Here is a 12867-nt window from a genome sequence, read left to right on the forward strand (position 1 = left end):
CAGGCATTTTTCATCACGTAAGCTGGCCGCATGACTGCAACAATCGTGGTGCTGACCGAAGAGTCCCTCAATGAAGTGGACATCACCAACCTGCGGTATCTGATCCAGGACAACCCGGCCCGCTTTGAGGTGCTGGTCCCGGCCGATACCGGACGCAACCTGCTCGTTGATGTGTTGGACAACCTGAGCCTGCTTCAGTTTGCAGAAGCATTCCGAGACCTGACCGGTGGAAAACCCACGAAGGACCAGGAGACAAAGGCTGCCGAAGTTCAGCTGAGCGAATCGCTGGCACTGCTGGCGTCGTCGGGCCTGGAAGCCGGCGGCTCAGTGACGGGAGAGGACCCGGTTCAGGCAGTGGTTGCCGCGGCGAAGGCAACGAATGCACAGCAGGTTGTCGTGATCACCACGCCGCACGCCGTAGAGGACACGTTCCGGACCGATTGGGCGAACGAAGCCCAGGAGCGCTTGGGGGTGCCGGTGCTGCACCTCTACTCGGGCTCGGGATTTATTGGCGGCTCTTAAGCGTTGACCCGGATATGACGAAAGAGACTACCGGAACCGTGCCCGTGCAAAAGACAGATGAGCAGTGGCGTGAGGAACTGACCCCCGAGGAGTACCAGGTCCTGCGGAAGGCCGGAACCGAGCGCCCGTACACCGGCGAGTACTGGGACACCAAGACTGCCGGCGTCTACCAGTGCCGGGCCTGCGGAAGCGAACTGTTTACCTCGAGTGAAAAGTTCGATTCGCACTGCGGCTGGCCGTCCTTCTTTGCCCCGCTGTCAGAAGGCAAGGTCCGCTACCTTCATGACCGCAGCATGGGCATGGACCGGATCGAGGTCCGCTGCGCCAACTGTGACTCCCACATGGGCCACCTGTTCGAGGGTGAAGGCTTTGACACGCCCACCGATCAGCGCTTCTGCATCAACTCCGTCTCCGTGAAGCTGGTTCCGTCGGAGTCCGCCTCCGCAGACGGCGCCAAGTAGCTCCACCGTGGAGCACGGCGTCTTCCCGGGAGAGCTGATTCCCTCCGAGGAAGTTCCCGACGAGGCGATCGACAGCTACCGGTTGCTCAGCGCTGATATTGCCTCCGGCGTGGCTGTGGTTTCCACCCGGCTGCGGGGCCGGGACTACGCCGCGACGGTGAGCGGTTTCCTTTCGGTTTCCTACGACCCGCCAACGCTGCTGGTGAGTCTTTATGCAGAGTCGCGGATCGCCGAGGCCGTGGTGGACAGCGGAACCTGGGCACTGAGCCTGCTCTCCGCCCGCCAGCGCGGCACGGCAAATTGGCTGGCAAGTCCCGGATCTCCGTTGGAAGGACTGCTCAGCCAGGTTGACTACGGCCGCGGACCCGTCACCGGAGCCGCCGTTATAGAAGGATGCATCGCCTGGTTCGAGGTCCGCACCACGCAGGTGACGACGGCGGCCACTCACCAGTTGGTGGTGGGTGAAGTGGCGGCGATGGGACGGCGCGCTTCGGCCGACGACGAGGCTGATCCCCTGGTGCATTTCGCGTCCGCTTACGGGCGGCTCGCCTGACCCGAATACCGCTTCCCCAAAGGCCCGGATGCACGCTGCATCCGGGCCTTTTGCATGCTATCCAAGGAGCCCGAAGGGCCGACCATTGTTTCCCCGCAGACCCAACCGTAACCTCGAAGGACAGGGCATAACGCGACCGAGCCGGAACCATGGCCGCATCCCGGCCGGACCAGGAGACGAGCATGGGCACAGAGCAGTACCACGAGCCGCCATCGGAACTTCCCGCTGAGACCAGGACCTTCGCCCGAATGTGCGCCAGCCTGAGCGAGGAGGCTGAAGCCATTGGCTGGTACGTCCAGCGCATGGCTGTTGAGCCCGATGCCGAGTCCCGCGCCATCATGCACGATTCCCTGGGCGAAGAGTTCAAGCACTTCAGCATGGAGCTCGAGTTCCTGCTGCGGCGGACCCCGTTGTGGCGGCAAATTGCACGGGGAATCCTGTTTACGGACGGTGACATTGTCCAGCACGGCGAGGCTTCCGAAGCTGAGGCAACCGGAGACGGCGACGGCGCCCCCGGGGGTTAGCGAAAAAGTTCGCCTCAATCCCCCGCTTCCGGCCGTTATGCCGACAGACCCGGTCCGCTTCGAGGAACACGCAGCACTACTGCTTCCCAGGAGGTGCATGAATGGCACGCAACAGCTTGCTCGATCGGTTCCGGCCTGTGGGAGCACCCGGCCCTGCAGGCCCTTCCGGAGTACCTGCCGGCGATGATCAGGGCCCCGAAGCCGAACTTGTTCCGGTCTTTGAGGCGCTGGACCCAACCATCCGCGACGGCAGGATTCTGGTGGACTCGGCGACCGCGAGGGCAGCAGATACGGTTGCCCAGGCACGAACCCAGGCTGCAGCCATGGTGGAACAGGCCCGGATGGACAGCGGCGCTGTCCGCGCCAACGCCGCGGCAGCCGTTTCCCGGGAAGCTGTTGCCTCCGATGAGCAGATGCTCGGCCAGGCAAAGGAAGAGGCAGCGGCACTGAAACGCCGGGGTGAATCCCGAGTGCCGCAGCTGGCTGCTGCCATTGTGGCGGATTTGGTTTCCGATCTGCTTGGCTCCGGCGCAGATCAGGCAAATGCCGCGGACACCGATAAGCACGGAAATGACGCAGCACCATGAGGTCAGATTGGGTCGCGGCCTCCGTTCGGGCGCGGTCCATGGCCCAGCGCCGCGTCGGCGCGGGGACCTGCCGCGGGATCGCCGCCTCGCCGGATCTGCAGGCCGCCCTGGACCGTCTTGCCGTTACCGCCTATGCGGATGAGCTGGAGCTTGTTCAGACATTGGCCCAGGCACAGCGTGCCACGCGCAGGACAGTCCTGTGGCAGTTGAGGGTGCTTGCCGGCTGGCTCCCGGCCGGAGGTGCGCGGCTGGTTCGTTCTGCCGCTGCCGTGTTCGAAGCCGACAATATTTTGTCTCTGGAGCTTAAGCTGCGGCGGGAGGAGACCACCCAAACGCGTCAGGACACCCCGAACTCAAGCACGGATACCGGAGCAGGCACAGGTACCGGGTCAAGCCCGGACACCGGGGCAGGTTCCGGTCGCAGTTCCAGGTCCGGCGAGGACTTTCAGCCCTTTGACCTTGGCGGGCTGGCAACAGCATGGCCCCGGATTCAAACAGCCGGCACCGTGGAAGAGCTGCGGTCCGCGCTGAGTTCTTCCCCGTGGGGCGATCCCGGGCAGGACGCTGCACTGTCCGATGTCCTCACCATGGTCTGGCTCCGGCGGCTTGCCAATGAGGCACCGCCGGCACGTTCCTGGGCTGCTTCAGCAGCCGCCCTGCTCTGTGCCCGGCTGGTCTTTATTGACAGGTCCTCCCCCGGAGAGCGGCTGCTGTCGCTGCTGCGGCCGCTGATTGGAACCGGCTGGGTGGGCGCCGACAACCCTGATGCCCTGCGCGCCGTCCTTCCCCCCGGACCGGCGCAGGCGCTGGACTCACTGCAGATCCCCACCGAACTCTGGCGCGGTGAAGCGCTGCTGGCGGCACGGGTGGAAATGGACGGGTTTCATCTGTTGCGGGCGGGTTTGCCAGGTCCTGACGTTGTTCTGGGCGCCATGGCTGTACTGGCCGTGGATGCCTGGCGTGTGCGGGCAGCACTGGCCGCTGCCGCAGTGAATGCCGGAAACAGCGAGGTGCTCGATGCCGTGGCGTGAAACCCTGAGTCCGGTGCGGATGGAGCGGGTGGCACTGGTGGCCCCGCTTCAGGCCCGGCACGAAATGCTGACCGAGGTGGCCCGCAGCAAAGCTGTGGAACTTGATCTGCCGTATGAACCGGGGACCGGACCGGAAGAGTACAACCGGGCAGCGGAAGCCGCCGTCGTCCACGGTCCCGTGGCGGGCCTGGTGGGCTGGTCGCCGTCGCGGGCCCTGCGGGACCTTCAGACGGCGCTGGAACCGCACGGAGCTTCCGCCGTCGTCATCCGGAGGCCGCAGGGTGCTCAGCCGCCTACACTGCTGACCGGCGACGAGCGGCGCCGCCGCCAGGTGCCCGCACTGTCCCGCCTGCTTGTGGACACCTACACCACTGTGCCGTACGCGGATCTTGATCCGGCCCGGCTCGCCGGGGTGGCCTACGTGGTCATGTTCGGAGTGATGTTCGGGGACGCCGGACAGGGTGCCCTGCTGGCCATCGCCGGGCTGCTGATCCGGTTCCTGAAGGTTCCCTGGCTGGAACGGTTCCGCCGGACCTGGCTCTTCATCACCGGCGCCGGACTGTCCGCTGTGTTCTTCGGCTTCCTCTACGGCGAATTCTTCGGGCCCACCGGCGTCATCCCGGTGTTGTGGCTGGAACCGCTGGAGGAGCCCATTCCGCTGCTGGTTGCCGCCGTTGTGCTCGGTGCGGTATTGCTGGCCGGGGCCTACACCCTGGGCACCATCAACCGCGTTCGTGAAGGCGGTTGGGGCTACGCCCTGTACGCACGGTCCGGGCTGGCCGGAGCACTTCTGTTCGCCGCCATCGGCCTGCTGGCGTGGGGGTTGCTCGCGTCCAATACCGTGATTCTGGTGATCGCCGGGGTGGCCGCGCTGATTGCCCTGGTGCTCATGTTCATTGGACTGTTCACCGAGTCCGGCGGTGGCGCGACGGGCGGGCTGCAGGCAAGCGTGGAGCTGGTCGACAGCGTGGTCCAGCTGGGCTCCAACTTGGTCTCCTTTGCCCGATTGGCGGCCTTCGGGCTCACCCATGCTGCCCTCCTGGGAGTGGTGTGGCAGGCTACCACCGCTTTGTGGGCCCCGGATTGGCGGGCGGTTTTGGCCGTCCTGGTTTTCCTTCTCGGCAACATCCTCACCTTCGCCCTTGAGGGACTGGTGGCCGGGATCCAGGCCCTGAGGCTCGAGTATTACGAACTGTTTTCCCGCGTCTTCCAGGAAGAAGGCCGGCGCTTCCGGCCCTGGAATCCCGACACCGACGAATCTGCATCCCCAGCTGAAAGGCGTCACCCATGAGCCCCTGGTTTGCCGGCCTTCCGCTGGTCCTTATCCTTGTTGTCCTGCTCGCCGTCGGAGCCGTAGCGCTGATGCGCCGCAACAGACGCACCGGCATCAAGGCGCTGCTGGGCCTCAACGTGCTGCTGATGGGCGGGGCGCTGGCCCTCTTTGCCGCGGCCCTGAATGCTGCCCCGGCTACTGCCGGAGTGGGCGACGGCGGCGCTGCATCCACGGCCGTCGCCATGGCCACTGAGGGAAGCGACAGCAGCGGTGCCGCTTTGATCGGCGCCGCGATCGCCGTCGCGGGCTCCTCGATTGGTGCGGCCATTGCGGTGGCCTACACCGGATCAGCGGCCCTGGCCGCTATGAGCGAACGGCCGGAAATATTTGGCCGGGCGATGGTGGTGGTGGGTTTGGCCGAAGGCATCGCCATTTACGGGCTGATCATCTCGATCATCCTGATCGGGCAGGCATGAACGACTCCGGAACGGTGGCCGCTCTTGGGGAGCCGGCGCTGCTTCAGGGTTTCCGGCTTGCCGGTGCCGTCCTCTATCCGGCCACAGGTGACGCGGAGGTCAAAGCCGCTTGGTCCCGCCTACCGGACACCGTGTCTGCCGTGATCCTGACACCGGGCGCCGCACGAATCCTGGCGGAGCAGATTAATGAGCCCGCCTCTCCCCTGACGGCGGTGATGCCCTGATGAGCCGCCTTCCCTCGGGATCCGAAGCATCCCTTGAACCGCTCCGTTATGCCCTGCGGCGCGGAGCAGACAAAGAGGCCAGCAGGTTGGCCGAGGATGCCCGGGCCCAGTCCGACGCGATTCTCAGCACCGCCCGGGCGGAAGCGGACGAGATCCGGAAAACCGCTGAGCAGCAGGGCCGCGAAGCTGCCCGCACCGAGGCTGCCGGACGGTCCGCACGCATCCGGCGGCAGGCACGGCGCACCGTCCTGGCACAGCAGGAAACCCTCCGCGCCGAACTGATCCAACAAGTCCAGCAACAGGCACAGGAGCTGCGCAGTGATCCCCGGTATCCGCGTTTGCTGCGAATCCTCACCGAACGGGCGGACAGCATCCTGGGGCCAATGGCTTCAGTGACAGAGAGCTACAAGGGCGGGGTGACCGCAACGGCGGGATCCAGACATCTGGACTTCTCCCTGCCCGCGCTGGCAGCACAGGCGCTGGAAAACCGTGCCGGGGAGGTGCACCGGTTATGGGACGCCGAGTGAACACCGCTGGCAGCAGTTCCGGCCTCGAAACAGGAACCATCACCAGGGTCAGCGGACCGCTGGTGGAGATCACGGGCCTGCAGGGACTGTCCATGCTGGAAATTGTGGCCATCGGTCCGGAACGGATTTCCGCCCAGGTAGTGGCGATCAACGGAGAGAATGCCACGCTTCAGGCGTATGAATACACCGGCGGACTGAAGTCCGGCGACCCGGCGGAACGGTCCGGCCACCAGCTTTCCGGACTGCTGGGGCCGGGCCTGCTGGGAACAGTATTTGACGGGCTGCTGCGTCCGCTGTCCTCCGCTCCCCTGTGGCTGACCCAGGACCGGCAGGCTTCGGCGGAAGATCCGACGGTGCTGGAAACCGAATGGGAGTTCACCCCTTCGGTGAACGTTGGAGACACCGTGCAGCCCGGGCAGATCATCGGCACGGTCCCGGGGGCGGGCACCGTGGAGTTCCGCGTGATGGTGCCGCCCGCCGTCGCAGGCGTTGTCCAGTGGCTGGCGGAGGGTTCCGTCCATCCCCTGGATCCGGTGGCACGCGTTGACGGGGTGGAGGTGCCGCTGGCCCAGCAGTGGCCGGTGCATACCGCCCGGCCCTTCGGCGAGCGCCTGACCGAGGCGTTGCCCCTGCACACGGGACAGCGGGTCCTCGACCTGCTCTTTCCGCTCCCCCGCGGCTCGGCAGCGGCCGTCCCGGGCGGCTTTGGCACGGGAAAGACCCTCACCCTGCAGCAGATCGCCAAGTGGTCCGACGCCGACGTCATTGTCTATGTGGGCTGCGGCGAGCGCGGCAACGAAATGGCGGACGTGCTGGACGGCCTCTCCGATCTGGACGACCCCCGCACCGGAGGCAAACTGATCGACCGGACCGTGATCATCGCCAATACCTCCAACATGCCCATGATGGCCCGGGAGGCTTCCATTGCCAGCGGCGTCACCGTGGCCGAGTTCTTCCGCGACATGGGGTACGACGCCGTCGTCATTGCCGATTCCACCTCCCGATGGGCTGAGGCCCTTCGCGAGTTCGCCAACCGCAACGGCGACCTCCCCGCCGAGGAAGGCTATCCCGCCTCCCTGGCCAGCGAACTGTCCGCCTTTTACGAGCGGGCGGCGCGGGTGCGCACGCTCGGCGGCGCGACGGCGTCGGTCACCGTCATTGGCGCTGTCTCCCCTCCCGGCGGCGACATGAGCGAACCGGTGACCACCGACACCCAGCGCTTTGTGCGTTCCCTGTGGGTGCTGGACCGGGACCTCGCCTACTCCCGGCACTATCCGGCCGTCAGCTGGCGGGGCTCCTTCGCCCGTGATGCCGAGGCTCTGGCCCGCTGGCACACAGCGAACGGAGATCCGCTGTGGGCCCAGCGCCGGGCTTCGGCCACTCTGCTGCTCTCCGAAGCGGACCGGCTCACCGCCCTGGCCGAGATCATCGGCACCGCGTCCCTGCCCGGGCATGAGCAAATGGTGCTGCTGGGCGGGCGGCTGGTGCGCGACGGCGTCCTGCTGCAGAACGCGCTCAGCCCCAATGACGGTTACTCATCGGCTGAAAAGGGGTCGGCGCTGCTGCAGATTGTGCTTGATGTGGTGGATACCTGCCAGTCGCTGGTGGCGCGCGGTGTCCCGGCGGCCGACGTCGAACGCGTGGACTTCACACCTGTGCTGCGGCTGCGCGAGACAACCGGACCCGCCGATGCCGACGGCGTCTGGACACAGGGACGCGAGTTTCTGCGCCAGCTGGAGCAACTTGGCGGAGTCCGACAGGACCGCGCAGGACCGGACCGCGCAGAAACCGGCAGGGAATCTTCGGGAGGCATCAATGGCGGCACATGACAGCAGGGCAAATCCGGTGCCGGCCGGCTCCACGGACACCAATGCCGCCGGCCCGGTGCCGGCCTCCGCCATTCCCGGCGTGGGGCACAGCGGTGTGCGGGAGCTGCGCGGACCGTTGCTGGTGCTGGGCGATGCCGAGGGGGTGGGCTGGGACGAGTTCGCCACCGTTGCGGTCAGCGGCCAGCCGGACCGGCATGGTCTCGTGCTTGAGGTGGACGGGGATGAAACCACCCTGCAGGTGCTCGAAGGCACCGAGGGCATGTCACTGGGCGGCATTGAGATCCGTTTCTCGGGCCGCCCGCTGGCGGTTCCCGCAGGCCCCGGCTGGCTTGGCCGGGTATGCAACGGGCGCGGCGAACCGCTCGACGGCGGCCCCCCGGTGACCGGAGGAACGCCCATGCCGGTGGGCGGCTGGCCGCTGAACCCCGTGTACCGCGAGCCTCCCCAGGATCCGGTGCTTACGGGCATCTCAGCCATCGATGCCCTGACCACTCTGGTCCGGGGACAAAAACTGCCGATCTTCTCGGTTCCCGGCCTGCCCCACCTCACCCTGGCGACGCAGATTGCCGCACAGGCCACCACCTCCTCCGGGCGGGCGTTCCGGGTGGTGTTTGCAGCCATGGGCATGACGCACGCGGACATTGCCTTTATCCGGGACCGGCTGGAGGAACGCTCCGCCGCCGGTGAGCTGGTGCTGCTCCTGAACGCCGCCGATGATCCGGTGATCGAACGCATCCTCACTCCCCGCATTGCCCTGACCGTGGCCGAGTCCCTGGCGTATGACCACGGCTCGGACGTGCTGGTGGTCATGTCGGACATGACCAGTTATGCCGAAGCAGTCCGCGAAGTCTCCGCTGCCCGGCGGGAGATTCCGGCCCGGCGCGGCTATCCCGGCTACCTGTACAGCGATCTGGCGACGCTCTATGAGCGCTGCGGCCGGGTGCAGGGCAGGGAAGGCTCGGTGACCATTGTGCCGGTGCTGACCATGCCGGCCGGGGACATCACCCATCCCGTTCCCGACCTCACGGGTTACATCACCGAGGGCCAGGTGGTCCTGGATCCGGACGTCGACGCGCGGGGCATTTACCCTCCGGTGGATGAACTGTCCTCGTTGTCACGCCTGATGCGCAGCGGCGCGGGGAAAGGCCGCACCCGGGAGGATCACCTGGACGTGGCCGCCCAGATTCTCTCGGCGATGGCCCGTGCGCGGTCCGCTGCGGAGCTGGCCGAGCTGGTGGGCACGGCAGCCCTGAGCGAGACCGATAACGCCTACATTGAGTTCCGCAACGTGGTGGAGCATGACCTGCTTAACCAGGGCAGGGACGAGCTGCGGACTTTCGACGAAACCATGGCACGCGCCTGGCAGGCTTTGTCGCTGCTGCCCCGGCGGGAGCTGAACATGCTGTCCGCCGAGTTCCTGGACAAATATCTGCCCGGCCCCGAAGGCGGTGCTTCGCTGTGAGCGGGTTCCGCAGCACCGGCAGCCGGGCTGACAAGGCCGACGTCGAGCGCCGCCTGGCCACTGCCACCCGGGGCGCCGAACTGCTGGACCGCAAGCAGCGGATTCTCAGGCTCGCGATCGACGGGCTGCAGGAGGAGGCAGATGCCGCCCGCCTCGCGTGGCAGGAGCAGGCCCGCCGGGCGGCCGTGTGGCTGCAGCGTGCCGCGGGTTTGGACGGTGATGACCGCATCATGGAGGCAGCACCGGATAACCCCGCGCGGGTAACGGTTCGGTGGGGCGGCGCCATGGGGATTTCCTATCCGCAGGATGCCGAGTGCCTGCTCCCCGATCCGTCGCCGACCGGCGGGAGTTCAGCTCTGGCCTATGCCGCCGCAGCGCATCGGGAGGCCCTGCAGGCCGCGGTCACTGCGGCGGGCACCGAACGGGCTCTGCTCCTGGTGTCCCGGGAACTGCTCGCCACCCGCACCCGGCAGCGTGCCGTGGAGAACCGCTGGATTCCACTGCTCCAGGATCAGCTGGCCGAGATTGGCCGGCGGATCGCCGAGCAGGAATTGGAGGAGAGCCTGCGGCTGCGCTGGTCTGCCGGGCTGGTCTGAGACAGCTGCATGTTTCCCGGAGCACCGGTCCGGATCAGCCCCCCCGATTCTCAGAGCTGGAAAGCTGCTGCCCGCACAGGTGAGCCGTCCACCTCTGACAGCCGCAGCGGAAGCGCCGAAAACCAGGGGTCCGTCCAGGTCACGGCATCCAAATTGGTCAGGTTTTCGATGATGGCCCCGCCCGCGCCCAGGAACTCGTCATGGAAGGGAAGGTCCACCGGTCCGCTGGAACCGGGTGCCGGAGTGGGATCGGGATTCAGGGTATCCATACCCACCGTGCGGACGCCCGCGGCCAGGAGTCTGACGGCAATCTCCGCTTCAAAAAACGGATGCCGCAGATAGCGGGGCGTATTGAAGCAGGAGGACCAGCCGGTGCGGAAAAGGACGATCGTGCCGGGCGCGAGGCCATGCATGCTCCCGGCAACGTCCTGCCACCGGATGCATCCGTATTCGGCCGGTTCCGCCACCGGAATAATCCGGGCCGGTCCCATCAGCGTCTCCAGGGGAAGCCGGTCCACGCCGGCCCCTCCCGGGACCGTGTGCAGCGGTGCATCCAGGTGTGTTCCGGTATGGCTGCCCAAGTGCAGTTCGGCAACTTGGAAACCATCCTGCTCCACTGAGGCGGCGTTCCTCAGGAACACACCGGGGTCACCGGGGAAAACCTGCATGCCGGTGACCACCGGGTGGCTGAGGTCAACTGCCTGCATGCTCGGGCTCAGCTTCGCTCAGGTGCAGGGACACGGGTGAACCCGAGACGCGTCTGCCCCCTGCGGCACACCATCCCCAGTACAGGGCAAAGCTGAACAGGAAGGTTGGAATGGTCGCACCCACCGGGCTGGCAACGGCATAGGTGAGCAGCAGCGAGACGGCTGCGCCCAGCAGCCAGGTCACCAGGGCCGGCACATTGAATCCGCCCCGGAACCAGTAGCGGCCGCCGCGGGCGCGAAGGATGTCTGCACTGTAGGAGGACTTGTTCACCAGGTAGTAGTCGGCAATCATCACGGCGAAGACGGGGATGAACAGTGATCCAATGACCGTGAGGAAGGACGTGAAGCTGTCCAGCAGACCCAGCCAGGTCGAACCGAGGATCGACACGGCACCCAGGATGAGCGCGGTGGGAAGGAAACGGATTTTCCGCGACGGAACCATGTTCACCACCGAGGACACCATCCCGTAGACGACCATCGTGTTGGTGGCCATCACGGAGAGGAAAATGACGACGGCGAGCGGGGCACCGAAGACTCCCACAATGACTGCCGGCTCAAAGCCCACGGCTTCCCCGCCGTCGAGCACCACATAGCCAATGGCGGTGGCGCCCAGCACCATTGCCAGGACGGTGGAAAGCAGGTAGCCGACGGCGGAACCAGCCACGCCTGCCGCCTGTGTCCTGGCCAGCCGGTTGAATTCGGCGGACAGCACGGTCCAGGAGACTGCGGTGGCAATGACGACGTCGAGCACCGCGACCGCCGACCAGCCGGCTGCGGGATCAGCTTTAATCGCAGCGAAGTCTGCCAGCGGGAAGGTGGTGAAGGAAACCGTGAAGATGTAGCCCATGATCGCCAGGATCACCAGCGCCAGCCACGGCTCCACCCGGGCAATGCCCTTGTGCCCAAAGATGGCCAGGGACACGACCAGCAGCTGGCACAGGACGGAGAACAGGATCGGCGAGGAGAATCCGGTGGACCGCTCCACCAGAAAGTTGACCGTGACGCCCGCGAGCATGGCCTGTACCCAGCTCCATCCCATGAGGATCACGACGTTTGCGGCCACGGCCAGGAAAGACCCGCGCAGTCCGAAGGCACCTTTGGACAGGGACATGGTCGGCAGGCCGGTGCGGGTACCCATGTTGCCGATCAGCACCAGAACAGCGGCACCGATTACGGTCCCCAGCACGATCATGCCCACGGCTGTGGGCCAGGTGACGCCGGGAACAAACAGGGTGCCGGTCAAGAGGGTGGTCACCACCAGGTTGGCGGCAAGCCAGATCATGCCGATCCGCCCGGTGCCCAGGGTTCCCCGGATCGGACCGTAGCCCTCGGAATCTTCGTCCAGCCGGCGGGACAGCCGGGACCAGGCGGAGGGACGGTTTGTTCCGGCGGCGGATTTCGCTGGGCGGCCGGCGTTGGCCTCAAATGATGACATGGCGGGCCGGCCTTAGGCTGCCGTGCCGGATGCAACGACGCCGGCTTCGGGGGTGGAGGACGAGGCGGCGGCAGGCGCGGCGGAGGATTCCGCTGCACCGGAAGGCGCCGTGGACAAGTGCTCGTGGACGGCCAGGATGCGGCTGCCTTGGCGGGTAAACACTATGGTTTCCCGTTCCCGAAGCGTTTCCGTAATCTCCCCCACGCGGGTGGTGGTTTTCACCGTATGGCTGAAGATGGCGCTCGTGCCGCAGAGCTGTACCCGTGCGTCGGTGCTTTCGCAGCCCGTGACGGACCAGCCGTCGGCGAGCCAGCCGTTCCAGAGGTCCTCATACTCGCTGCGGCTTTCAAGGCGCTGCGCTTCAGGGTGAAAAATGAACGTCGCCTCGGGTGAAAACGCCGCGAAGTACGCCTGTGTGTCCGTTCGGGAGAATGCGGCAACGAGCTCCGCCGCCGCAGCGAGGACCTCCCATTCGGTCAGCTGGTTGACCTGCTGGTGGGAATTCATGACGGTCCTTCCGGCGCTTTACCCAGTGGCCGTACCGGGGAACAGCACGGCCACGGGGTAAACAATTGGTGCTTATTAGACAACACCAGTGTGGAAGTGACACGAGTCACTTGTCAACTGATGCCGTCGTCGGCACCAGCCGGCGGCCCTTCC

At 66.3% G+C, this 12867-nt stretch carries 16 protein-coding genes; 13 read left to right on the forward strand and 3 right to left on the reverse strand.

Annotated features, from left to right (window positions below):
• Window positions 1-30: 30 nt before the first annotated feature.
• From CXR00_RS11190 to CXR00_RS11250, 13 genes are all read left to right on the forward strand, one after another.
• On the forward strand, window positions 31-522 hold the full coding sequence (locus CXR00_RS11190) for a hypothetical protein (RefSeq protein WP_104054550.1): 492 nt from the start codon (window positions 31-33) through the stop codon (window positions 520-522).
• Window positions 523-536: 14 nt separating this feature from the next.
• Window positions 537-983 (forward strand): peptide-methionine (R)-S-oxide reductase MsrB, encoded by a 447-nt coding sequence (gene msrB / locus CXR00_RS11195; protein WP_104054551.1) that lies wholly within the window; start codon window positions 537-539, stop codon window positions 981-983.
• Window positions 984-990: 7 nt separating this feature from the next.
• Window positions 991-1536: a flavin reductase family protein gene (locus CXR00_RS11200; protein ID WP_104054552.1), complete on the forward strand. Its 546-nt coding sequence runs from the start codon at window positions 991-993 to the stop codon at window positions 1534-1536.
• 182 nt (window positions 1537-1718) lie between these two features.
• On the forward strand, window positions 1719-2060 hold the full coding sequence (locus CXR00_RS11205) for a hypothetical protein (RefSeq protein WP_104054553.1): 342 nt from the start codon (window positions 1719-1721) through the stop codon (window positions 2058-2060).
• 101 nt (window positions 2061-2161) lie between these two features.
• Entirely contained in the window at window positions 2162-2647 is a 486-nt protein-coding gene (locus tag CXR00_RS11210; protein ID WP_104054554.1) for a hypothetical protein, read from the forward strand.
• Window positions 2644-3678 carry a hypothetical protein gene (locus CXR00_RS11215; RefSeq protein ID WP_104054555.1) on the forward strand — a complete coding sequence of 345 codons (1035 nt, stop codon included), beginning with the start codon at window positions 2644-2646 and terminating at the stop codon, window positions 3676-3678. Before CXR00_RS11210 ends, CXR00_RS11215 begins: the two co-directional genes overlap by 4 nt.
• Window positions 3665-4969: a V-type ATPase 116kDa subunit family protein gene (locus CXR00_RS11220; protein ID WP_219816000.1), complete on the forward strand. Its 1305-nt coding sequence runs from the start codon at window positions 3665-3667 to the stop codon at window positions 4967-4969. The genes CXR00_RS11215 and CXR00_RS11220 overlap by 14 nt, the downstream gene beginning before the upstream one ends.
• Window positions 4966-5427, forward strand: coding sequence for an ATP synthase subunit C (locus tag CXR00_RS11225; RefSeq protein ID WP_104054556.1), 462 nt, complete (start codon window positions 4966-4968; stop codon window positions 5425-5427). Before CXR00_RS11220 ends, CXR00_RS11225 begins: the two co-directional genes overlap by 4 nt.
• Window positions 5424-5651, forward strand: coding sequence for a hypothetical protein (locus CXR00_RS11230; RefSeq protein WP_104054557.1), 228 nt, complete (start codon window positions 5424-5426; stop codon window positions 5649-5651). Before CXR00_RS11225 ends, CXR00_RS11230 begins: the two co-directional genes overlap by 4 nt.
• Window positions 5651-6178, forward strand: a complete 528-nt coding sequence (locus tag CXR00_RS11235; protein WP_104054558.1) for a hypothetical protein — start codon at window positions 5651-5653, stop codon at window positions 6176-6178. Before CXR00_RS11230 ends, CXR00_RS11235 begins: the two co-directional genes overlap by 1 nt.
• Window positions 6163-8007 (forward strand): V-type ATP synthase subunit A, encoded by a 1845-nt coding sequence (locus tag CXR00_RS11240; RefSeq protein WP_104054559.1) that lies wholly within the window; start codon window positions 6163-6165, stop codon window positions 8005-8007. Before CXR00_RS11235 ends, CXR00_RS11240 begins: the two co-directional genes overlap by 16 nt.
• Window positions 7994-9469 (forward strand): V-type ATP synthase subunit B, encoded by a 1476-nt coding sequence (locus tag CXR00_RS11245; RefSeq protein ID WP_104054560.1) that lies wholly within the window; start codon window positions 7994-7996, stop codon window positions 9467-9469. The genes CXR00_RS11240 and CXR00_RS11245 overlap by 14 nt, the downstream gene beginning before the upstream one ends.
• A complete protein-coding gene (locus CXR00_RS11250) occupies window positions 9466-10065 on the forward strand; it encodes a V-type ATP synthase subunit D (RefSeq protein WP_181032260.1) in 600 nt (199 codons plus the stop codon). The genes CXR00_RS11245 and CXR00_RS11250 overlap by 4 nt, the downstream gene beginning before the upstream one ends.
• A 50-nt stretch (window positions 10066-10115) precedes the next feature.
• Here CXR00_RS11250 and CXR00_RS11255 read toward each other — a convergent pair whose 3' ends face one another.
• From CXR00_RS11255 to CXR00_RS11265, 3 genes are read right to left on the reverse strand one after another with little or no spacing between them, the layout of a single operon-like run.
• Window positions 10116-10772 (reverse strand): cyclase family protein, encoded by a 657-nt coding sequence (locus tag CXR00_RS11255; protein ID WP_104054562.1) that lies wholly within the window; start codon window positions 10770-10772, stop codon window positions 10116-10118.
• The gene (locus CXR00_RS11260) at window positions 10759-12207 is read right to left on the reverse strand and encodes a cytosine permease (RefSeq protein ID WP_104054563.1); all 1449 of its coding nucleotides are present in this window, start codon (window positions 12205-12207) and stop codon (window positions 10759-10761) included. Before CXR00_RS11260 ends, CXR00_RS11255 begins: the two co-directional genes overlap by 14 nt.
• Before the next feature lie 12 nt (window positions 12208-12219).
• Complete coding sequence (locus CXR00_RS11265; RefSeq protein WP_104054564.1) at window positions 12220-12714, reverse strand: nuclear transport factor 2 family protein; 495 nt, start codon at window positions 12712-12714, stop codon at window positions 12220-12222.
• Window positions 12715-12867 lie beyond the last annotated feature (153 nt).

Origin of the sequence: Arthrobacter sp. 9E16 (assembly GCF_002929435.1) — a bacterium.
Taxonomy (GTDB): domain Bacteria; phylum Actinomycetota; class Actinomycetes; order Actinomycetales; family Micrococcaceae; genus Arthrobacter_B; species Arthrobacter_B sunyaminii.